The sequence below is a fragment of the Adhaeribacter aquaticus DSM 16391 genome (assembly GCF_000473365.1).
Classification (GTDB): Bacteria; Bacteroidota; Bacteroidia; order Cytophagales; family Hymenobacteraceae; genus Adhaeribacter; species Adhaeribacter aquaticus.
In genome coordinates this window covers 4,178,332-4,201,478 of record NZ_KI421517.1, presented here as the reverse complement: position 1 = coordinate 4,201,478, position 23,147 = coordinate 4,178,332, and the positions used below count along the sequence as shown (strand labels likewise).

Sequence of the window (23,147 nt, the reverse complement as noted above, 5' to 3'; positions counted from 1 at the left end):
TACAAAACAGCCATTCAAAAGCTACAAAAGCCTTAAAAGAGCAGTTATAAATTAAACATATTTTCTGCTTTTATAATTCGATTCTTTAGCTTAAATAGGTGTGATTAAATTGCTGTAAATCAGTTTGTTAATAATTTTTAAATTATTATTTTAGAATTGTTTTGCGGGAAAAAAGATAGAACAATTTAGAAGATTTTATTTCATTGCTTTAAACTTTCGCTGCATAATTTCCTGGACCGGAACATGCTCTATTTTGCTTTCTAACCAGGAAATAATATCCAGGTACAAGAAAGGCCGACGCTCAAAAGGATTAGCTGCAATGGCAATGAGTTTGTTCTTCAATGCAACAAAAGCATCCTTCAATTGATTGGGCGCCATACTATTTAAACTCCTTAAAAAACGGAAAATTTCTACCTGCATTGGCTGTTGGTCATTCATTTTCCCCAAAAACCGGTAAACAGATTTTATTTGGTAATCCAAAGCTTCATCGTCTCCGGCTTCGTAATGGGCAATTAAACTCAGAATGCGGGCAAAACCTTGCAGGTCACTCCGGAGGTTTAAGTGGCTATAATCAATAATCTTATTCAGGTATTCAATACACTTCTGAAAATTGCCGCTGCCAAAATATAAACTGGCTATTTTAAAATAAAACACCAGCAAGCGGTGCGGGTCTAACTGCGGTTGGTACTGTTTTAATCCTGCCAGTATTTCCGGAATGATTTTAACGCCTTCGGTAAACGTACCTTCTAAAAAGAAAATGTTTATTTTGTTGGTGTAGATATGCAGGAAAAGCAGCATCTCTATATTAGGGGTAGATCGTCTGGTACTGTCTGCGGCAAATGCCTCCAGTTTCTGAAGTACCGATTTGAATTTGCTATAATACAGTAGGTTGTAAAGTGAGGCTAATAAATTATGTAAGCCTTTAATGTAGAGCATGGGTTGCTGGTAAATCTGGTCGGAGTTTCCCTCAAACAGATCTACCCATTTTTGGGCAAACCGATAGCAGGCTTTAAAATCCTGGGTTATGTAGTAATACCAAACGTGTATTTGATAATAGTACAACTTTTCGAAGAAACTGGCTTCTTTAATGTCTAACGAAGGCAGATTGGTCTCAAAAAAATTCCGGATAAAATCAAAATCCTCCTGGTTCTTGGCATGGCCCATTTTGATATAGTGACCGTAGAGGCGCAGAGATAAATTAGAAAGCTCATGGACCTTGCTTAGATGCGTAGCCAGGTGCATTGATTCTAATGATAATGCTTCTGCTTTGCCTTCTATGCTCCTGGTAATATACTGCGATTCGATTAATTTTTCGTAATGTATGGCAGCTAAAGCAATATGAGGTAACTCTGCATTGCGCGCAGCAATCTTTATCTTTTCGTATAATTTTAAGCTTTGCCCATACAAACCCTTATTATATAAAACCCGGGCCTGGTCTAGTTGTTCATGTAATTGAATATCTACATTTTGGTTGGCATGGTATTGACGCAAACTGGAAAGTAAATGTTTATACAAGTTTGCCTTGATATTAGCCAACTGTACTTTCTTAATAACCGGTATTTTATTTAAAATTTCCTGTTCATTATATTTTTCCTGATTTTCTAAAACATCAAACAATTGCAGGAATTTTAATTCTTCTTTTGCCCCATGGTGACTGTTATATAACCGGAAATGCCTTTTTTCGGAGCGGGTTAATGTCTTTATTAATTGAAAAACGGCGTCTGTATTTTGATTAGGCATTGTATAGTTTTGCTATCCAAAATGCTGATTATTAATATTTTATTATTAATAAATGTGCGTTAGAAATAGGTGGCTTTTGTAAAATTGATTTTTTTGGCCATTGTATTACATACATATTTGACCCTGATTAAAAAGAAAATTTTTAACTCAATAATCAAATAAACTATGAAGACTGAGAAAATACAAATTTTTGACACTACTCTTCGCGATGGCGAACAGGTGCCAGGCTGCCAGCTTAACGTTCAGGAAAAACTTGTTATTGCTGAGCAATTGGAGCTATTAGGGGTAGATGTTATAGAAGCAGGTTTTCCTATTTCCAGTCCCGGTGATTTTGAAGCAGTTAAAAGTATTTCGGCGTTAGTAAAGGATGCTACAGTTTGCGGCTTAACTCGTGCCGTAGAAAAAGATATACATGTAGCGGCAGATGCGCTAAGATTGGCCAGAAAGCCAAGAATTCATACCGGTATAGGTACTTCTGAGCTGCACATAAAATATAAATTAAACTCTACTCCAGAAAAAATAATTGAACGGGCCGTAGCAGCAGTTTCTTTAGCAAAAAGCTTTGTAGAAGATGTGGAATTTTACGCCGAAGATGCCGGCCGTACAGATAATGCTTTTTTGGCGCGAGTCTGCGAAGCTGCGGTAAAAGCTGGGGCAACTGTTTTAAACATTCCCGATACCACCGGCTACTGTTTGCCTGATGAATACGGGGCTAAAATAAAATATTTAGTGGATCATGTTCGGGGCATAGAGAATGTAACGCTTTCTACTCACTGCCATAATGATTTAGGTTTGGCTACGGCCAATTCTATTGCCGGAGTACGAAATGGGGCCCGGCAAATAGAATGTACTATTAACGGTATTGGGGAACGAGCTGGTAATACTGCCCTGGAAGAAGTAGTAATGATTATGCGCCAGCATCCGTACCTGAACCTGGATACCAATATTAATACCCGGTTATTAACTCAAACCTCCCAAATGGTAGCGGAGATGATGCACATGACCGTTCAGCCTAATAAAGCAATTGTAGGCGCTAATGCTTTTGCTCATTCAAGTGGCATTCACCAGGACGGTATCATTAAATTCAGGGAAACCTACGAAATCATTGATCCGAAAGAAGTAGGCGTAGATGATTCTTCTATTGTGCTAACGGCTCGGTCCGGTCGGGCTGCTTTGGCTTTCCGGATGCAAAAACTGGGATACAAACTGGATAAAGATAATTTAAATAAAGCTTATGATTCGTTCCTGGTAATGGCAGATGCCCGCAAAGTGGTAAAAGATGATGATCTGCACGAGCTAGTTGAAAAACACAAAATTCTTGTGAATGTCTAACAATTAAGCTTCTCATAAATCTTTAAAAAGAGCCTCAGATATTATCTGAGGCTCTTTTTATTTATAGCTGATTTCTTATAATTTACTTAGTTGATTACACAGAAATAATTATTATTATAAAAACCTAAAGCAATTCCAGACAAATAGGAATTTTGTCATTACACATCTTTGGCAAATGGGTTTATAAGACCATTGTTTTCCAAATGCTAGGTTAATGTTAAAAAAATAATTGGCAGATAAAGAGATAAATGTTATTTTAAAAGGAATAATAATGTAACTCATACTGTACTTTAGCTCATGAATATTTCCTTCTTTTTCGGCCGCACGAGGAGGTTCTGTATTTTTTGAGGAATAAAATAAAAAAAGCTTTATAACTGATAGTAAGCCAACTTATCCTAAATCTTCTTCTATTCTTTTTAATCTAATCTATGGAATCTAAAATAGTAGTTATTGGTAGCTCCAATACAGACATGGTTATAAAAGCTGATCATTTTCCTTTACCAGGTGAAACACTATTGGGTGGAGAATTTTTAATGACACCCGGTGGGAAAGGGGCCAACCAGGCGGTAGCAGCAGCCCGTTTAGGTGGGCAGGTTACCTTTATTACTAAAGTAGGCCAGGATATTTTTGGCCAGCAGGCGCAACAGCATTTCCGGCAAGAAGGCATTGATAGCCGGTTTGTTTTGCAGGATCACAATTTTGCTTCCGGGGTAGCCTTGATTACAGTAGATAAAAAAGGCGAGAACACCATTGTAGTAGCCTCCGGCGCCAATGGGGCTTTAACCTTAAGAGACGTCCAAAATGCCGAAGCCGAATTAGATGCCTGTTCTTTTGTGTTGCTCCAGTTAGAAATTCCAATGCCCACTGTAATTGGGACAACTGAACTAGCAAACAAAAAGGGAAAGAAGGTTATAATTAATCCGGCTCCGGCAACTGTATTACCAGATAGCTTATTACAGGACTTATACCTACTGACACCAAACAGAACAGAAACCGAAACCATAACGGGAATCAGTATCACCAATTTACCATCTGCTCAAAAAGCTGCTGAGGTACTTATAGGTAAAGGCGTCCAGAATGTAATTATTACCTTAGGAAGTGAAGGAGCTTTGGTGGCCACTAATGGGTACAGTAAATTAATACCCGCTAAGCAAGTAGTACCAGTAGATACGACTGCTGCCGGCGATGTATTTAATGGCGCAATAGCGGTAGCTTTATCGGAAGGGGCAAGTTTAGAGGAGGCCGCTTTATTTGCAAGTAAAGCGGCTGCTATTTCAGTAACCCGGTTGGGCGCCCAAGCTTCTGCGCCTTACCGGAAGGAGATTTCGACCTCCATTTAAAAGTTAAGCCCTTCTTTTTCTTATTCTAAAGCATATTTCTAATCCACCACTAAACCCAATTACACCTGTATGTTTATTATTGAAAGTTATTCCACCGCAGTTATTTTTTGTATAGTTACCATGTTTTGCTGGGGTTCCTGGGCCAACACCCAAAAGCTGGCCTCGGGCAACTGGCGATTCGAATTGTTTTATTGGGATTATGTAATTGGCATTTTAATTATGTCTTTGGTATTTGCTTTTACCTTGGGTAGCACCGGCGAAGGAGGCAGAAATTTCTTAGCAGATATAGCCCAGGCTGATTCTTATTATATTAAATCGGCTGTTTTGGGCGGAATTATTTTTAATGCCGCTAATATCCTTTTAGGAGCAGCTATCGCTATTGCAGGTATGGCAGTAGCTTTTCCCGTAGGAATTGGTATTGCACTGGTTTGGGGAGTCGCGGTTAATTATTTTGCCAACCCCGTAGGAAATTTTACCTTATTACTTTTAGGGGTAACGTTAGTTATAGCCGCCATATTATTAAATGCATTTGCCTATCGCCGTACGGCCAGCCATAGTCAGGGTGTATCTTCTAAAGGATTAGCTTTGTCTATTATAGCCGGCGTTATGATGGGGTTCTTTTATAAATTTGTAGCCGACTCTATGTTTCCTAATTTCGAGAATCCTGAGCCCGGTAAATTAAGCCCGTATACAGCCGTAGTTTTCTTTTCTGCTGGCATATTATTAAGCAATTTTCTTTTTAATACCCTGCTAATGAAGCGCCCTTTTGTAGGAGATCCGGTAAATTATAGGCAATATTTTAAGGGCTCTTCTAAAAGTCATCTTACGGGTATTCTGGGCGGGGCCATCTGGTGTATGGGAATGGCTTGCAGTATACTGGCTTCGGATAAAGCCGGACCAGCTATTTCCTATGGTTTGGGACAAGGGGCTACAGTTGTGGCGGCCTTGTGGGGGATCTTTATCTGGAAAGAGTTTAGAAACGCACCTAAGGGTACCTCCCTTATTTTATATGGCATGTTATTCTGTTACATGATCGGGCTGGGAATAATTATTGCCGCCCGTTAAAAAAAGTAGGGGTGGGTAAACCTATACGTTTACCCACCCCTACTTAATTAATGAATCAGGGGGGCTGTACTTTCTTCCGTTTGCAGCAAACCTTGTCTGTTTTGAATAACCCTCAGGCCAAAGGCCAGGATAATTAAAGCCAGCAGGGCAGAGCCCGCCATTACCGCTGTCATGGGAGTAGCTGAGTGGTTGTTTATTAAACTTAATACTACAGTTATTAAGGCGCCAACTCCCATTTGCAAAGCACCCATTAAAGCTGAAGCACTACCCGCATTTTTAGAAAAAGGTGCCATAGACAAAGCCGAGGCATTAGGAAACGTAAATCCAAGGCAGCATAAAAAGGCAAATAATAAAGCAATAGATTCTGGTAAACCCAGCCATCCGTTAACAGTGCCCACTACTAAAAGCATCCCTACAAAACTTTGGCAGGTAAGGGCAACTATTATAATTTGCGTGCTCCTGTATTTACGCACCAAAAAGCTATTCACCTGGCTGGCGCCAATTAACCCAATAGAAAGAAAGGCAAAAATCCAGCCGTATTGTTTCTCGGTTACCTTGTATATTTCCATAAAAACCATTGGAGAACCAGCTACATACGCAAGTAAGCCTGCAAACGAAACTGCTCCGGAAATTGCAAAAGTCGAAAATTGAGGTTCTTTAATAACTGCCAGAAAATTAGTAAGTATGGGTTTAGGTTTTAAAGAATAAGTGGGGTCGGGCTGGCTGCTTTCGGGTAAACCCAGAAAAACTGAAATAATAATTAAAAGGCTCATAATAGCCAGAATAACGAATACCCACTCCCAACCAAATCCGGCTGTTACATAACCTCCTACGGTTGGCGCCACCATAGGCGATACGCCTACTACCAGCATTAATAAAGAAAATACTTTGGCATTGTCTTCAATAGGAAATAAATCCCGCACCATAGCTACCGAGGCTACAGCCGCCGCACAACTACCTATAGCCTGAACAAACCGCCATACTATTAACATTTCTATGGTATTGGTAAAAGCACAGGCCAAAGAAGAAATTAAATATATAAACAACCCTATGTACAAGGGTTGTTTCCGGCCAAAACGGTCCAGTAGTGGCCCGTATAGCAACTGCCCGGCCGAAATACCTACGAAGAAACTTGATAAGGACAGTGATACATCAGCGGTGGTAGTTTTTAAGTCTTTGGCAATGGCCGGAAACCCCGGTAAATACATATCAATGGAAAAAGGACCTAAAGCAGTAAGCGTACCTAATATTAAAATAAGGGAAATATATTTTTTCCTGGTCATGATGAGCTAAAATTGAAAAGGATGCAAAGATAAAGGAAGTTTAGGCTGCCTGCTACAATTAAATATTTATGGAGGTTAAGATTCTGTTATTAAACTACTGTAAGGAGACTACAAGTTCTGAGTACCATTCTTTTAAAATAGGATCTGATCAAAATCTTTTTATTTAAAATCTTCCATGCCTCAGGTTTTTCTATGTAACTAAACAAACCTGTTCCGATAGGAGTAAAGAGGGAATTGTATTTAGAAACTCTTAGTAAAGGAAAGGTATGGAAAGGAAAATGAGAGCAGCCTATTACAAAGAATTTGGCAGTAATGAAAAAATAAAAGTAGGAGAGCTTGCTATACCAGAATTAAAAGAAGGTGAAGTTCTTATTAAAATCAAAGCTGCTGCCGTTAATCCGGTGGATGCAGCTGTTCGGGAGGGTTATTTAAGCTCCTTTATACCAGTACATTTCCCGGCTATACCAGGTTGGGATGTGGCCGGCGTAATAGAAGAAAGAAGCTATAGCGCCCGGCGGTTTAACATGGGCGAGGAAGTATATGCGTATGCCAGAAGACCAACAGTACAACACGGTACCTTTGCTGAATACATTGTAATTCCTGAAAGTTATATTGCAGCCAAACCTAAAACTTAATCATTTGAGAAAGCTGCTGGAATTCCTTAGGTTGGGTTAACGGCTTTCCAATCCTTATTTGATGCCGGTAATCTACTAGCCGGTCAATTAGTTTTAATTATAGGTGCCTCGGGCGGTGTGGGTAGCTTAGGAATACAATTAGCTAAAAATAAAGGGGCGGTGGTAATTGGGGTAGCTAGTCAGAAAAACCATGCTTTTATGAAAGATTTGGGCGCCGATTACACCATTGATTACAAAGAGGCTATTGGTGATGAAACTAAAAAAAATTTACCAGATGGCGTGGATCTAATTTTTGATTGTGCCAGCGGCGAAAGTTTAACTAAAAGTCTAACCGCTTTAAAACCGGAAGGTACGTTGGTATCTATCCTTAATCAAGGAAACGATTTGGATCCCGGTATCAACTTTAAGTATGTTTATGTGGAGCCTAATTCCAGGCAATTAGAAGAATTAGCCCAGTTAGCGGATTCAGGTAAATTACAGGTTCCAATAGGCCATCAATTTAGTTTGGACAACGCGGCCCAAGCTTTGGCACAAATAGAGACCCACCATACTACCGGTAAAATTATTATTATACCTTAAGGAATAACTGCAGGCATCTTTGGGTGCCTGCACCATTTACTGGTTTAGAAGTCTATAAAGATTATTTAAAATTTTGCTTTTACTACTTCTTAAGTTTTATTTAATTGAAACTTTAAGAGATGGCTTTTAAATAGTTTAAACCTTTTTGAGTAATCACAAATTGTTGTTTAATGGAGCTGCGTCTGCGAAATAAACCATTTGAAATAAACCGTTGATCTAATAAAGAAACAACAAATTTATGGTAATTATTCTGGTTGATTTCTACTTGTATATGTCCTAAAATATCAGATTTGCTCTGAGGCTCCTTACAAAATTCTAAAATTTCTTTTTTTACATCCTCCAGGGTAGAAACATTCATATAAGATGGTTTAATGTTGATTAAAATCTTTTCCTTGGCTATTGCGGTATTTATTTATTTTTAGCTCCAGCACATCAGGTTTAAATTCTCCTTCCCTTAATACGCCTTCTTCGTGCCATTTACAGTTGTATTCACCATTTTTGGTTAAAAAATCAACTGTCATTGTTTGGGTTCCGGTTTTGGTAGTAACCATGTCTCCGATTTTAAATGTATTAATCATGACTTAACTAAATTGGTTGAGGAAAGCTTAAGTAGGCTTTCCTCACCAGGTATATAATATTAGGCAGTCATTTAAAAAAAGGGAATCGATTATCAGGCACCGTGGCAATAATGCTATGCCTGAATTACTGCTAACATTTCAGGACAACCAATTCCGCTAAAATTAAATATTATTATTTTTTACTAGTGCCAGTTGAAAAAGTGGTTTAGGCGTTAACAACGCATGAATCGCTTTTTTAAAGGAAAAAAGATTTAATGCCATCCCGGCTAAAATCAGTAAAGAAAATAAATTTAATATGCCCATAATTAGCGTTTTTATATAGTACGTTTTATATTTATTAATAAACAGGTTTATTAGATTTATTTTAAAGTAGATTCAGAATAGCTTAAAAATAGGAAGAAGCTACCGGCAAAAAACTTTTATTTTCAGGAAGTAAGATTTTCAAGGGCCGCTCGAATGAGAGCGTTAGTAGTTTAATTGGCCACCTGTAATTTTTGTTGCTTATAAGCTACCTGACCGAATTTTTTTAACATTCGGTAATGCGATTTTAAAGCAGCAGTAAAAGTAGGGCTCTCAATGTAAGGCAAATCAAATTCTTGTGCCGTTTGTTTTACAATATGAGAAATTGCCGGATAATGAATATGGCAAACTTTGGGGAAAAGATGATGTTCTATCTGGCGGTTGAGGCCTCCTAAAAGAAAACCGGCTATCTTGCTATCAGAAGCAAAGTTCGCAGTTGTTCGCATTTGATGGTCTGCCCAGGCTTCTTCCATGTTACCTGATGTATTAGGCATAGGAAAGTCGGTGCCTTCTACCACGTGAGCTAATTGGAAAACTAATCCCATAACTAACCCTTCGGCTAAATGCAGGCCAATAAAGCCAATTAAAAATTGCCACCAGGTTATATCTAACACCAGGAGGGGCAAGGCAATAAATAAAAAGTAATAAATAGCTTTGTAAAAAAATAAGTTAAAATATTCCCGCTTAGGATGCTTGGGAGTAGGGTGCTGCCCAATTTTTTTCTGAAAAAATTTCACAAAATCTTTTCTTAAAACCCAGGAAAGGGAAGCCAGACTATACAAACCAAAAGCATAAAGGTGCTGGAACCGGTGTAATTTATTTACTTTTTCATCTTCTGTAAGGCGGATTAAACCCGGAGCCACTTCTATGTCTTCATCGTGTCCCGGAATATTTGTATAGGTATGGTGCACCACATTATGCGATATGTTCCACACATAAGGGCTAGCTCCAATTAAATTAAAAATAAAACTAAATATTTTATTAACCCTTGAATTTGGTGAGAGGGATCCATGTATGGCATCATGGCAGACGTTAAAACCAATAAAAGCGCTAAATACCCCTATAAGCAACGCCATGATAAACATGGTGCTTAAACTAAAATGGTTTGACATGACCAGGAGGTACAAAGTGGTAAAACCCGTCAGGTAAAAAGCTATTTTACCCCACATGGCTTTATTAGCATGTTTGGGGATGTTATTATCTTGGAAATGTTTTTCAACCCTTAAACGGGCGGTGGCAAAAAATTCTGATTTATTAGAATTAGTAAATTTTAATTTTGAGGACATAAATACATTAATTAGTAATATATAGTAAGAACAATATTACTGCAACTAATGGGTGAGAGTAGTGGCATGCCCGGTTTTAAGTAAACCTTAGGCTAAAAATACATCTTAATATAAGTAGTTAAACTATAACTGCCTTATTGATTGATTTGTGTAATTTCAGCAAGTCACCTTAATTTAATTCTAGTTTAGGTAAACTTATTTAATTACTATAATATAACCAACTGCGGACACTTATAATTCAATCCGGGTTTTTTAAGAAAAATCTTTTCTTTAGAATAATGGATATCCTTTATTCTAAAGAAAAGATTTAAACAGACCTTCTAGGTACGAGGCCATCCGGGTTAAGGTTTATTAGAATGACAGAAAGATAGGGTTGTTTTAAAATTTTATTAGTTGCCGCTATTTTTTCTAAGATACAGGTGTGCTCTGCTGGTTAACTCATAAGCTAAAATTCCTTCTGAAAAGTTAACATAAATAAAATTTTGTTTTAGCGCATAAGCAATCAGATCGCCTATTTCTTCGCTTTTTATTTTATCAGTTAGTTTATCTCGCAGCATTACATTTGTATGAGGTGCTGGCTCTTTTTCTATATGAGAAAGCAAAACACAAGTCAGGGATTCGTAATTTTCTGGTAATTTCATAATGCTGGTATTTAGTTATTTTAGATAAAATCAAGCCAACCTGCACATATAGCATGTAGGATGAATTGCACAACCTGAATATCAAAAATTCAGGGCAGTCAGCTTAAAATCAAACCAGCAGCGCAGAAGCTATTCTTCTTGCCAGCTTGTTGAAAGGAAAGTATGCTAAGGTAATGAAATATATTGATCGAATTTTATTTATAAGGGGATTTGTTAGGAACAAGAAACTTAAACAATAAACTTTCTTCCCATAGAAGGAATTAGCCTAAAACTTTTTTCCAATTACTTAAGCTACACTAATCTATTTATAAGCCGGTTGTAGTTGTGCTGTATGATGAGCAGGGAGAACCTGGAAATGTTGATAGGACGAGGTTCTTTTGCATATGATTAGATAATATCCAAGTAGTACAAGTCTTAAAATAATTACTTATTGGTGAAAATGCACTGCAGGTGTTGTCGGAAGCTTGTTGAATACACCAGCCAAAAAAGCTATATGTCTTAAGGATTCAGTATATATGGTTTATTTCTATTTAGTTAACTTAAAACTGCCAATTATTCATAAGCTGGAATTTCAATCCCGGTAGTAATTATTAACTCGTTTAATAAATGAATCCAGGTATTGAAATCTTCAGGATAAGAATTTGATCCATAAAATTTACGGGCTTTGCCTGAATGTTCTATTTTTAACTCCCATTGAATGCCGTCGCAGGTATCATTTGAATACACTTTTTCCCAGTTGCAATGGTGTAAAAAGCTGATACCTTTACAAAAGCATTTTCATTCAAACCCTTTACCACCAGAAAATCATCTGGAAAAGGAGGGGAAGGATAATCTGAAGTATAGCACTTTAAAATACCCTGCGTGTACTTTACTAAATAATTTGTCGCATCATATCCCCCTATGGCAAATTCAAAATTCATTTTTAAATGTGTTTATTTAATAAAAGTTAAAGCTATATGAAAAAAGCCACTTATATTAATAACAACAAATTGTTTTGCTTTTAGCTAAATCTTCTACCGCTTTATACGGTTAGTAGCTTACATACAAAACCCCGGCCGTTATCCTGGATAATGGGCCGGGATTTTGTATGTAAGCTATCAAAATAATTTTTTAACCTACTTTCTTATACCAACAGTTACTGCCTGGTTTGAGCCTGTGCCTGTGCTTGTGCGGCTTTCTCAATGCCTGGTAATTCTTCCTGACTTAAAGCTTGAAGTTCGGCTAAGGTCCAGGATTGGCTGCGGTTCGCGTGCATCGCCCGGATTCTTTTAACTTCTTCGGCGGTTACTACCGGCGAAAATGTAGGGCGTACTGTAAAGCCTTGGTTTTTATTAGCCGATGGCGGGGCCGTACCTGGCTGTACTGCCGGGAAAAAACTGCGGGGTGGTTGGCCTCCAAATTCATAGCGGATGTAACTTACCACTCCGGCAATCCATTCATCATTGTTAGCCGCCATCGAGGGCATAACACTGGAATAGGTTTTGCCATCTACCGGGCCAGTAAGACCGTGTAGCACAATCCGGACAATGGCATTCTTTTCAACAAAATCTAATCGTTTGGATTTAACTAATGGGGGGGCGGCCATGCTGCTGCCACTTACTGATAAACCCTTTCCATCTGGTCCGTGACAAGAAGCACACAATGATTTAAAAGTAGCGGCTCCATTTAAAATAAGGGTACGATCAGCGGCTACTAAATTGCCTAAACGCTTGCCATAAGTGCGCACATCTTCATTTGTTTTTACTGCTTTATGAGCGGCGGCCAGCATTTCATTATCAGTATTTTGAGCCAATAAATAATTGGTTAACTCTTTCGCCTGTTCTGATTTGCTGTAGAACAAGGATAAAATTAACTGGGTTTTCACTTCATGATTGGCATCATTTTTTAAAGCATCCAGCTTAGCTAGCATAGCTGCATCATTCTTTTTCAGGTAAGGCTCGCTAAGCCAAACAGCCGTTTTCCTAACTTGCGGATTAATATCTTTTAAAGCTAAGGCAATAATTTCCTGATCTATGGCATCTAAACCTTCTAAAGTCCAGAGGGCATGGATTTGTCCTAAGTGGCTCGGCTTTTTAATGCTTGGAGTTGCCTGCCCAGTTGCAATTTGTTTTAAAATAGGTACTACCGATTTATCCTGACGTATTATAATTTCTTTTTGTGCATTATCGCGCCACCAGCCATTCTTGTGATCTAAGTATTGCACCAGTTGCGCACTGGTTTGATTCAGCATGTGTGGTTTGGCAGGTTTGGTCCGGGCATATTTCTCATGCACTAACCGATAAATTCGGCCATGTCCCACATTTTTTGCTAAACCTAAGCTATCAATTTTATTCCTTAAGAAAGAGCCTTTATTGGTCCAGTTTGCCTGCTGAATAATGCCGCGGTGCATATCTACTATATATAAATTGCCGTCAGGTCCGGTGGCGGTATTTACAGGCCGGAAATTCATATCGGAAGAAGAGATAAATTCCTGTTGATTATAAACGTTTTTTAAAACAGTTTTACCGTTTTCATTTACCACTTTAGCCCGGCGGATAATCCGCGCCACCGGCTCTGGTACTAAATAATCACCGTATAAATCGTCTGGTAAACGGTCGCCGCGGTAAATGGACTGACCGGCTGCCGCTGTAAAATGGTTCAGGGTATTTTTAGGGCTTAAGCGGTACTTGCCGCCTTGCACATCGGGGGTAGCAATAATTGGGTACACAACCTGAAACTCGGCATTGTACTGATCCGGAAACTCCAGGGTACCATACTTCGGATTAATCTGAAAACCAGTAGCTGGAATTTCGCCACCCGCGCGGGAATAAAATAAGCGACCGTAATCGTCGTGGGTTACACCCCATTGTCCGCCCGAACCACTGGCTAAGGTATCTACCTGCATGGTGCCATTGGTGTACCGGAAGCGCACCGGATCGTAAGTAATATACATCCAGTTGTCCAGGTTCCAGTCCAGGCCGCTGCGCTGGTGCTCCATGTTGGCATCGTTTACATTGTATTTGGCGTTCTCGTAAACCAATCTTTTACTATCGGCCTTGCCATCGCCATCCGTATCCTTATAAGCATGCATGCTAATAGTATTGGTTTCATTTACCAGCAGCTCATTGTTTACACATTGCATCATCCGGGGTAAAAGCAGGTTGTTTATAAATACAGTGCTTTTATCCATTTTGCCATCGTTATTGGTGTCTTCCAGTAACGAAATACGGCTGCGGGGTTCCCGCTCGCCGGAGGCATCCGCATCTTGCATGTAAGTAATCATTTCGGCTACGTACATGCGACCATTGCCGTCCCAGGTAATGGCAACCGGTTCTTTTATCATTGGCTCACTGGCCACTAGCTCCAGTTTATAGCCTTCTGGCACGTATAAAGATTTCAAACTTTCTTCCGGCGATAAAAAAGCGGGGCTAGGCGAAGGGTTAAAAGCTGGTAATTTAATGGTTGCTTCCGGCGTAGAGGTTTGCGGAGGGGAGCAATAAAACAGCAACCCGGACAAGGCCAGGGAGCAAAGCAATTGCTTTTTAATGGTCATAAGTAATTTAATTCAAGTGGTGGTGAATTAATATTTCAGGATAATCCTAAAATGTAAAGCAATATATCCAAGAAACAGGTTAGTTACTAATTCTGCTATTTAGTTGATCTAAAATAAACTGGATCTTACCTATAATTGGATTCGAATCAATAACCCAGCGAAAACTAAATATCATTACTAAGCCTAGGTTAAACTTTAAATGGATTTTTATGGAATAAATTGCTTTATGTAAATATTACAAAAAGCAGGAACATTTCGAAGCCTAAACTCAAATATTTTATTCTTCCAGCTATGATGGGCACAAATAAGGATAGTTAGGGGAGCTTCGAAAACATCCGGACACCTTCAGTATAGATAGAAGATAAAAATGAAAAATAAAGACTGAATAATTAGGTAGTTAGGAATGAGGTTGCTCAAAAATGAAGTGCAGGCATTTTTTATAATATGTAAGGCTACCATTACTAAGCCAGGTTTGTACCAGCATAAATATTCATTAAAAATAGGCAGAAATAAAAAGACACCTGAATTTTCAGGTGTCTTTCTCAATGAAGTAAAGGGAGTATGTTAAGCTCCTTGTTTTTTAGGCATTAATCTTACTAATAAACCCGGACCTTCCGTAACGGCATAAATATAGCCATCTGGTCCTTGGGCTACGTTTCTTACGCGTCCTATGTCCTGCGCTAATTTTGTTTCGCCTACCGCTTTATTGCCATCCATTTTTACGCGGGCAATGTAACGGAAAGATAAAGCGCCTATTAATATGTTGCCTTTCCAGTCAGGGTATTTGTTGCTGGTCACAATGGCTGCTCCACAAGGGGCAATAGACGGCACCCAAAAACGAACTGGGTTTTCTACCCCGTTCATAGTTTTATTCTCAGTTAAAATAGAGCCATCGTAGTTGGTACCGTAAGAAGTTTTAGGCCAACCATAGTTTTTACCCTTCTGAATCAGGTTTAACTCGTCGCCACCTTTTGGTCCGTGCTCAATACCCCAGATCAGATTATTGGCTGCATCATACACCAAACCTTGCGGATTACGGTGACCAATAGACCAGATAGTAGGATTAGCACCGGTTTGTCCTATATATGGATTGTCCTGCGGCACCCGGCCATCATCGTGCAAGCGGTGAATTTTACCATGATCGTTATCCAGTTCCCAAACTTTAGGCTGGGTTCCTCTTTCACCAGAGCTAAAGAATAAATAATTGTCTTTATCAAAAATAATCCGGCTACCAAAGTGGAAGTTAGCTTTCAGGAATGGCTTTGCCTGGAACAAATCTTTAAACTCTACTACCTGGTTGCCATTTAATTTAAAACGGGCAATAGCCGTAGTGGCACCACCTTCAACCGGTTTAGAATAAGAAATATAAATCCATTTATTCTTAGCATAATCCGGGTGTAGTTTTATATCCAGCAAACCACCTTGTCCTTCGGCAAATACCTTAGGAACTCCGGTTATTTTTAGCCCGGTATTTTTATTATTCTTAAAAATCAGAATATCACCTGATCTTTCGGTAACCAGCATCCGACCATCTGGTAACCAAACCATACCCCAGGGATTTTTCAATCCTTCATATAATTTTTCTACTGTTACATGAGTAGAATCTGCCACAATACGTTTTTCTACTATAGAATCAGTAACTTTAGCTGGTTGCCCTTTCATAAACGTGAAACCGGCTAAAGCTAAAGCAGGGATTAATAACAAAGATTTCTTCATTTTGCTTTAAATTATCTAGAACAAAGGTATGGTAAAATTATAGCTTAAGGTAGAATTTTACCAATATTCTTATTATGTAAATTAGAAAATTATACTTAATTAATCGATCAGGTTTAAGAAATTTGATTTTATTCGAAGCTTTGTTAAATAAAGCTAAAAAATAGCACCTCTTATAAAGGTGAGATTTTACTAAAATTGATTAAAGATTTATAATAAGGTAAGATTAACCAAAATTTAAAATTGCTTTATCTGTCCGGACAATTAAAAAATATTTTCTAACCACATTTTTCGGGCAGTTCCCATGCCTACAAAATGACCTTTTCCTCCGCCTCTTAACAATACCGCCACCTGTTGTCCTTGATGTAATTCACTTAAACTGATCGACCTGCCATCTGTACCTATAATTTGAGTGGTAGGCAAAACAAGTACAAAGGCCCGGTTATAGCGGGTGTTCTGCGGAGCAAAACTCTCTACTTCAATAACCACTTGACCTTGGTTATACTGCCTCATGATAATACTACCCCTGATATCAACCCGGTCGGGCGGCAAATTTCTATTAGCTGCTGTTCCTGGATCAGCTGTACCAGATGTTGCTGAAGGTGTTTTGCAAGCTGTATTTCCTATTAATAACAGGAAAATACTAACCGTCAGAATTTGTGCATACCATTTATTTCTCATCAGTAAATCAGTGATTTCCCCCTTTAAACGGCAAGTACCAGTTGTAGGTAATTTTTTCGAAAACTTAATTAGTTTTAAGGATGATTTTAAAGATTATTAAAGGGTTACTGGTGGGAGAGAGGTAAATAAAAATTTTATATTTAAATAAAAAACCATTAAAAGTAATATTATCATAACAGGAGCAGGAGTTAGGAAGAAGGTTTTATTACCAACTAAAAATGCTCCTAAATCAGGGATAATTATACCACCAGAAAAAATTGTGTTTCTTATCTTTTGTTCTTTATACTTGCAGGGTCCACAATTTTTAAGAATCTATGAACGATTTACTTGCCGCCCGTTCCCAGATGGCTCTTTCTTTAGGCTTTCATATTATTTATGCCTGCATTGGTATGGTAATGCCTTTCTTTATGGCTGTATCGCACTATGCCTGGCTTAAAACAAATAATGGAATTTATAAAAATTTAACTAAAGCCTGGAGTAAGGGAGTGGCTATTTTTTTTGCCACAGGTGCCGTATCCGGTACTATGTTATCGTTTGAATTAGGTTTGTTATGGCCAAGATTTATGGAACATGCCGGACCTATTTTTGGAATGCCATTTTCCCTGGAAGGAACAGCATTTTTTATTGAGGCCATTGCTTTGGGCTTCTTTTTATATGGTTGGGATATTTTTAACCGGTGGTTTCACTGGTTTACCGGCGTAGTAGTAGGAATAAGTGGTCTGGCTTCGGGTATTTTGGTAGTTGCAGCTAATTCCTGGATGAATAGTCCGTCAGGGTTTACTTTCCGGAACGGGCAGTATTTGGATATAGATCCGGTAAAAGCTATGTTTAATGATGCTTGGTTTACGCAGGCATTACATATGACAATAGCGGCATTTGCGGCTACCGGTTTTGCCGTGGCAGGCGTGCACGCTCTTATGATTTTAAGACGCAGGAACATTGTTTTTCATCAGAAAGCTTTTACCATAGCGGCTATTTTTGGCACCTTAGCTGCTTTGGTTCAACCATTAAGTGGCGATATTTCTGCGAAAGATGTAGCCCGACGGCAACCGGCCAAACTGGCGGCCATGGAAGCCCACTTTGAAACAGAAGAGGCCGCATCTTTGGTAATAGGAGGGTTGCCCGACGAAAAAAATAGAAAAGTAGATTACGCCATTAAAATTCCGGGCCTGTTAAGTTTTTTAGTGCACGGTAATTTTAAAGACGAAGTAAAAGGTTTAAATGATATTCCGGTACAAAACCATCCACCAGTACTGATAACACATTTTGCTTTTCAAATTATGGTAGGTTTGGGCACCTTTATGATGCTTATTTCTGTAATATATTTCCTGGTTTTATGGAAAAAAAGAGAAATGCTGTTCAGTAGGTGGCTTTTAACTTTATTTGTATTAGCTACTCCCTTAGGTTTTATAGCCATAGAAGCTGGGTGGACGGTAACGGAAGTTGGCCGGCAGCCCTGGATCATATATGGTATTATGAGCACCGCCGATGCCGTTACACCCATGCCTGGTATTGCCATATCATTTGGATTTTTTGCAGCAATTTACTTATCCTTAAGTGTGGTGGTTATTTATCTTTTATACCGTCAGATAAAAATGGTACCACAGCTTTACGATAAACCTGAAAACATAACAAATAAAACTATTTAAGGGCATGTTATTTATTGTTACCACTTATTTATGCCTGGGCCTGCTCTTGTATTTTTTATTAGGAGGGGCTGATTTTGGTGCCGGAATAGTGGAATTATTTACTTCCCGTAAAAACCGCTCCCGAATCAGAACTACTATGTATCATGCTATTGGTCCCATCTGGGAAGCGAACCATATGTGGCTGATTATTGCTATCGTGATTTTGTTTGTTGGCTTTCCAAAAATTTATACGGTTATGTCAATCTACCTGCATATTCCGCTTATGATTATGTTGGTTGGCATCATTGCCCGGGGTACCGCATTTGTGTTCCGGCATTACGATGCGGTTAAAGATAACATGCAGGTTTTGTATAACAGCATTTTTGAATACTCCAGTATTATAACACCCTTGTTCCTAGGAATCATTGCCGGTAGTGCCATATCTGGTAATATAAATCCGGAAGCCGATAAGTTTATGGAGGCCTATGTGTGGAGCTGGCTTCACTGGTTTTCAGTAGCGGTTGGGCTTTTTACTGTTACCTTATGTGGTTTTCTGGCCGCTGTTTTTCTTATCGGTGAAGCAACCGATGTTTACGATAAACAACGGTTTATTAGAAAAGCCCGCCATTTTAATATCGCAGCTGTTATTTGTGGAGCCCTGGTCTTTTTAGCGGCTTATAAGCAAGAAATTCCACTGTTAAACTGGTTATTTGGGAATGCTGTCAGCTTTATTGCTTTAATGGCTGCAACCGTATCATTAGGGTTGTTATGGTATTTGCTCAGAAAAGGCAAATCCAAAATTTTACGGTTTTTGGCGGGTTTTCAGGTTTCCATGATCTTATTAGCAATCAGCTTTTCAAATTTCCCTGATTTTATAATTATTAAAAACGGCACCAATATTTCACTCTGGAGTTCTCAGGCAACTGCCAGCACCATTAATGCTTTGGGTTGGGCATTAGTTATCGGAAGTATTTTTATTTTACCAGCACTTATTTATTTAATTTATTCCTTTCAGAAGCATCAGATTAACGAGCATTAAAAGGAAGTAATGTTGAAAGAATTATTTTCAAAATAAGAGACTTTCAAATACTACTTAACATAATATATATTATAAGACTTAAATATTGTATTGCAGAGGGGGGTAAAAATAGGCTATATAAAGTAGTTGAACAAAAAGAAACCAAAAGAAACCGTTGCCAAAGGTGTGTTTACTTTTAAAATCGGCAAGTATTTTTAAAAAGAGCACTTGATAGATTTTGGTGGTATTTAATAAGAGTTCCTAAATCGATTTGATATTTTAAACTCACATACTTTTTACAACCTTTTATTTAATCAAAATAATCTGATTTCTTATTTCGATTGTCTGCTGATTTTCGATTGTCTAATAATATTGAAATTGATTTTAAATTTTTAATTGATCTACTTTTTTAAGCTGCTTTAAAATACCTGTAATTAATATACAATTTATTAAAAATCGAATTTAATTTAACCTCGTTTTTACCTCCTTTACTCCTTTTTTAAGGATATTTTTTTCTCCTATAACTTACTTTATGTTAAATAGGCTGGTGCTTATGTTAAATAGAAGATACTTTACCTATAATTAATAAAAATAATTAGCCTTAGAAATTTTAAAAATTATCTATTCAGTATTAATATAAATTAAAATTACTTAGTTCTTAACTATTTAAAATTAGCTTTTCTTCTAATTCCTGTATCACTACTTCTGCCAAACCTTTAAGTAATTGCTCGTCCGCTACAGAAAACTCCCTTGGCTTTTTATCTGCTATGGCTACTACTCCAATTCTATGTCCGTCTGGTGTTTTTATAGGTGCTGCGGCATAAAATTGGAGTTTATATACACCATTAACTATTGGATTATCTTTCAAACACGGCTCTTGTTTTATATCCTTAAAAACGGTAACCTCTTCTTTAAGAATAGCTTTGGAACACAAGCTAAATTCTCTATCTGTATGCGTTCCAGCATCTATACCTATGCCTGACTCCGTTAAAACTGTTTCATGTAACACAAAATTTACTAAAGCCATTGGCACATTGTATATATGAGCAGCTAAACTGGCAACATGTTGGAAGGTGCCAGATTTTTCATAAGTGTTTTCAATGTTATAATTTAAAAGTTTGGCTAATCTAGTATTCTCACTGGTAGTAAAATTTTCTCCATTCATTAGGTTTATGGTTCAGACTTTAGGTAAAAAAATTAAGAAGCTGGTTCCGAAGTTTACTTTACTTGTTACTTCTATATGGCCTCCCATGGCCTCTATGTGCGCTTTAGTTAAAAACAAACCTATTCCCCTACCCTTTTTTTCGGAATGAAATCTTTTATACAATTTAAAAAGATTTGGTTTGGCTTTTTCTAATTCAAATCCGGAGCCATTATCTGAAAAAGATAGTAAAACACCTTTATCTGTATGGCTATGGCAATTTATTTTAATGGTTAAGGCCCGATAATCTGATCTATATTTAATAGCATTGGATAATAGGTTAAAGAAGACGCTATATAAAAAAGCCTTATTTACCTTAAGCAGAAGGTCTTCGGTAAAATTAGTAATTATTGAGCCGCCACAGCTGTAAAGTAATTCGCTTAAAGAATTTTGTGCCTGTGATAGTACTGATTTGAGTGGCACTTCTTCGTTTGCCAGGCTATTTTTATTATCCCTTAGTTTTAAAATAGTATTCATATCTTTTAAAACAAGGTCCAGGTTCATTACACTTTGTTTTAAATTTGATAAAAACATATCGTATTGGGTTGAATCCTTATTTAAGGAAGTCAATATTTCCACTATACCCAGAGCATTTGCTACTGGCAAGCGTAAATTATGCGATACTATATAGGTAAATTGCTCCAGGTCCCTGTTTTGCTTATAAAGGTCCTGGCTTAATTTTAAAAGGTTTGTTTCTGCTTCTTTTCGGTAGGTAATATTTTTTTGTAAGGCAATATATTTTTGAAGGTTACCGGTTTGATCCCATACCGGGCTAAAGTCCATTGAGAGCCATAGCCCTTCACCTTTTTTAGTTAAGGTTTTCAAAGTGGCGTTAAAGGAATTCTTTTTTTCCAGATTCTCCTTTAACTTTATTAAGTCCTCACTGGTAGTTTCCGGGCTGTCTAACAAATCAAATAGGTAAGCGCCACTGGTTTCCAGCAGAGAATAACCGGTCATTTTGGTATACCCTTCGTTTATCCATTCTATTTTACCGGTTGCATCGGTTATGATTACCCCATGGGTGGTTTTGTTAGCCACAAGAGATAACTTTTCCAGTTCCTCTTGTTCTTTTTTCCTTTCCGAAATATCTGTGTGAATAGCCACAAACCTGGTAATATCACCGGTATGGTCAATGATTGGACTTACCTGAACCGAAAACCAAATGACCTCGCCGTTCTTCTTAAAATTTTGAATTTCAAAGCTTACGGGTTGGCCCATCAGCAAGTATTCAAATAATTCATTTAGGGTTTTTGTGTCTAGATTGGTATTGCTACCCCTGAGAAAATCAGCTGGTTTTTTACCTCTGATTTCATCTAATGTATAGCCCGTAAGTTTGGTAAAACTTTCGTTTACCCACTCTACTCTATCTTCTTTATTGGTAATGACAACGCCATTGGTGGTTTTACTGGCTACTAAGGAGAGCTTTTCCAGTTCTTCTTTAATTTTTACCTGCTCGGTTACATCTTCAAAATATACCGAAAGGCCATCTTTAGAAGGAAAAACTTTTACCTGCAGCCATAAATTTAATTTACGAAGGAAGGAGGTGAATTGAACTGATTGGCCGGACCGGAAAGCTTTTAAGTACTGCAAGTGAAATTCTCCTCCTGCTTCATCCGGAAAAATATTCAGAATGTGTTTCCCCAAATGTTTTTCCCGATTTATATGTAAAAGTTTTTCGGCCTCTTTATTCAGGTAAGTTAAACGCCCGGTGCTGTCAATAGTATAAAAAGCATCCGTAATGCTTTCAAAAATTGTGTTAAGTTTATTAGCCTGGCTTTTGATAGTTGTAAAAGATTGCACCAGGTGCGTTATATCTTTGGCAATTGTTTGTACGCCAATTACCTTGTTATTTATAGTAATCGGGTATTTAGAAACATCAAAAGTCCTGGCCTCCCTACTATTAGAAAAAAGGGTCATTTCTATCCGGACCGGGTTACCCTTGAGCGCCTCCCGTAGCGCTAATTCCGAAAGAGAAACCATATCGGAAGGCAAAAATGCAGATGCAGGGAGATTAATGATTTCGCCAGGATTAAATCCTAATGTTTGATAAAAACTATTATTTACCTCCGTTACCAGGCCTGCCGGATTTTCTATAAAAATTACATCCGGATTATTTTTAAAAAGAACCTTATAGCGCTCTTCACTTTCCTTTAACTGTTCCTGGTTTCTTCTTAGCTCCGATATGTCACGGCCAACTGAGAAAAAGGCTTGATTTTGTTCGCACCAAACAGAAGACCACAGAAAGTAAACTAATTGACCATTTTTATTAATAAAGCAGTTTTCGAAATTATTAGCTTTGGTTTTATGCAAGATTTCCTGCCCAGCATTATAAGAAATTTCAGAGTATTCCGGATGTAGAAACTCCGAATAATGCTTACCGACTAACTCGATTGGCAAATAACCCATTATTTGTTGGCTGGTATTGCTGACATAAATAAAATTGCCCTCCCGATCAAAGGAACAAAATAAATCAGGGGATACTTGTTCCAGCTTCTCCCAAGCATTTATAATTAACCCACTCTCCATTCTTTAGCGAATCAGATTCTTAAAGGAATTATCCTTTAGGTATAACCTGTAATTAAATGTGATAAATAA

At 37.9% G+C, this 23,147-nt stretch carries 19 protein-coding genes; 7 read left to right on the top strand and 12 right to left on the bottom strand.

Features of this window, described 5'->3' with window-relative positions:
• Positions 1 to 195: 195 nt before the first annotated feature.
• Positions 196 to 1,740, bottom strand: a complete 1,545-nt coding sequence (locus ADHAQ_RS0120865) for a hypothetical protein (protein ID WP_026464585.1) — start codon at positions 1,738 to 1,740, stop codon at positions 196 to 198.
• Between the two features lie 165 nt (positions 1,741 to 1,905).
• Here ADHAQ_RS0120865 and ADHAQ_RS26560 point away from each other — a divergent pair, with 165 nt between their 5' ends.
• From ADHAQ_RS26560 to ADHAQ_RS0120850, 3 genes are all read left to right on the top strand, one after another.
• Positions 1,906 to 3,072, top strand: a complete 1,167-nt coding sequence (locus ADHAQ_RS26560) for a 2-isopropylmalate synthase (protein WP_034257513.1) — start codon at positions 1,906 to 1,908, stop codon at positions 3,070 to 3,072.
• A gap of 428 nt (positions 3,073 to 3,500) precedes the next feature.
• On the top strand, positions 3,501 to 4,412 hold the full coding sequence (gene rbsK, locus ADHAQ_RS0120855) for a ribokinase (RefSeq protein ID WP_026464584.1): 912 nt from the start codon (positions 3,501 to 3,503) through the stop codon (positions 4,410 to 4,412).
• Between the two features lie 69 nt (positions 4,413 to 4,481).
• The gene (locus tag ADHAQ_RS0120850) at positions 4,482 to 5,477 is read left to right on the top strand and encodes a GRP family sugar transporter (protein ID WP_026464583.1); all 996 of its coding nucleotides are present in this window, start codon (positions 4,482 to 4,484) and stop codon (positions 5,475 to 5,477) included.
• A 47-nt stretch (positions 5,478 to 5,524) separates the two neighbouring features.
• Here ADHAQ_RS0120850 and ADHAQ_RS0120845 read toward each other — a convergent pair whose 3' ends face one another.
• The gene (locus ADHAQ_RS0120845; RefSeq protein WP_026464582.1) at positions 5,525 to 6,760 is read right to left on the bottom strand and encodes a multidrug effflux MFS transporter; all 1,236 of its coding nucleotides are present in this window, start codon (positions 6,758 to 6,760) and stop codon (positions 5,525 to 5,527) included.
• Positions 6,761 to 7,026: 266 nt separating this feature from the next.
• Here ADHAQ_RS0120845 and ADHAQ_RS28560 point away from each other — a divergent pair, with 266 nt between their 5' ends.
• Together ADHAQ_RS28560 and ADHAQ_RS28555 are read left to right on the top strand one after the other, a co-directional pair.
• Positions 7,027 to 7,395 carry an alcohol dehydrogenase catalytic domain-containing protein gene (locus tag ADHAQ_RS28560; RefSeq protein WP_211240603.1) on the top strand — a complete coding sequence of 123 codons (369 nt, stop codon included), beginning with the start codon at positions 7,027 to 7,029 and terminating at the stop codon, positions 7,393 to 7,395.
• Positions 7,396 to 7,512: 117 nt separating this feature from the next.
• Positions 7,513 to 7,974, top strand: a complete 462-nt coding sequence (locus ADHAQ_RS28555) for a zinc-binding dehydrogenase (RefSeq protein WP_211240602.1) — start codon at positions 7,513 to 7,515, stop codon at positions 7,972 to 7,974.
• Between the two features lie 112 nt (positions 7,975 to 8,086).
• On the opposite strand, the gene ADHAQ_RS0120835 is transcribed toward ADHAQ_RS28555, so the two are convergent.
• From ADHAQ_RS0120835 to ADHAQ_RS28230, 8 genes are all read right to left on the bottom strand, one after another.
• A complete protein-coding gene (locus ADHAQ_RS0120835) occupies positions 8,087 to 8,332 on the bottom strand; it encodes a winged helix-turn-helix domain-containing protein (RefSeq protein ID WP_026464581.1) in 246 nt (81 codons plus the stop codon).
• 10 nt (positions 8,333 to 8,342) lie between these two features.
• Positions 8,343 to 8,552, bottom strand: coding sequence for a DUF2158 domain-containing protein (locus ADHAQ_RS0120830; RefSeq protein WP_026464580.1), 210 nt, complete (start codon positions 8,550 to 8,552; stop codon positions 8,343 to 8,345).
• Between the two features lie 473 nt (positions 8,553 to 9,025).
• A complete protein-coding gene (locus ADHAQ_RS0120820) occupies positions 9,026 to 10,138 on the bottom strand; it encodes a fatty acid desaturase family protein (protein WP_026464579.1) in 1,113 nt (370 codons plus the stop codon).
• Positions 10,139 to 10,527: 389 nt separating this feature from the next.
• A complete protein-coding gene (locus tag ADHAQ_RS0120815; protein ID WP_026464578.1) occupies positions 10,528 to 10,779 on the bottom strand; it encodes a hypothetical protein in 252 nt (83 codons plus the stop codon).
• Positions 10,780 to 11,462: 683 nt separating this feature from the next.
• Positions 11,463 to 11,699 (bottom strand): hypothetical protein, encoded by a 237-nt coding sequence (locus ADHAQ_RS28235; protein ID WP_157433479.1) that lies wholly within the window; start codon positions 11,697 to 11,699, stop codon positions 11,463 to 11,465.
• Between the two features lie 215 nt (positions 11,700 to 11,914).
• Positions 11,915 to 14,311 carry a DUF7133 domain-containing protein gene (locus ADHAQ_RS26550; RefSeq protein ID WP_071781139.1) on the bottom strand — a complete coding sequence of 799 codons (2,397 nt, stop codon included), beginning with the start codon at positions 14,309 to 14,311 and terminating at the stop codon, positions 11,915 to 11,917.
• 564 nt (positions 14,312 to 14,875) lie between these two features.
• Entirely contained in the window at positions 14,876 to 16,027 is a 1,152-nt protein-coding gene (locus ADHAQ_RS0120795; RefSeq protein WP_026464577.1) for a PQQ-dependent sugar dehydrogenase, read from the bottom strand.
• Between the two features lie 261 nt (positions 16,028 to 16,288).
• Complete coding sequence (locus ADHAQ_RS28230) at positions 16,289 to 16,705, bottom strand: hypothetical protein (RefSeq protein WP_157433478.1); 417 nt, start codon at positions 16,703 to 16,705, stop codon at positions 16,289 to 16,291.
• Positions 16,706 to 17,019: 314 nt separating this feature from the next.
• Between ADHAQ_RS28230 and ADHAQ_RS0120780 the strand changes: the two genes are divergently transcribed.
• Together ADHAQ_RS0120780 and ADHAQ_RS0120775 are read left to right on the top strand one after the other, a co-directional pair.
• The gene (locus ADHAQ_RS0120780) at positions 17,020 to 18,354 is read left to right on the top strand and encodes a cytochrome ubiquinol oxidase subunit I (protein WP_026464574.1); all 1,335 of its coding nucleotides are present in this window, start codon (positions 17,020 to 17,022) and stop codon (positions 18,352 to 18,354) included.
• 4 nt (positions 18,355 to 18,358) lie between these two features.
• Positions 18,359 to 19,372 carry a cytochrome d ubiquinol oxidase subunit II gene (locus ADHAQ_RS0120775; RefSeq protein ID WP_026464573.1) on the top strand — a complete coding sequence of 338 codons (1,014 nt, stop codon included), beginning with the start codon at positions 18,359 to 18,361 and terminating at the stop codon, positions 19,370 to 19,372.
• 637 nt (positions 19,373 to 20,009) lie between these two features.
• On the opposite strand, the gene ADHAQ_RS0120770 is transcribed toward ADHAQ_RS0120775, so the two are convergent.
• Entirely contained in the window at positions 20,010 to 20,516 is a 507-nt protein-coding gene (locus ADHAQ_RS0120770) for a GAF domain-containing protein (RefSeq protein ID WP_034256973.1), read from the bottom strand.
• A 12-nt stretch (positions 20,517 to 20,528) separates the two neighbouring features.
• On the bottom strand, positions 20,529 to 23,078 hold the full coding sequence (locus ADHAQ_RS0120765) for a PAS domain S-box protein (RefSeq protein ID WP_026464571.1): 2,550 nt from the start codon (positions 23,076 to 23,078) through the stop codon (positions 20,529 to 20,531).
• Between the last annotated feature and the right edge of the window lie 69 nt (positions 23,079 to 23,147).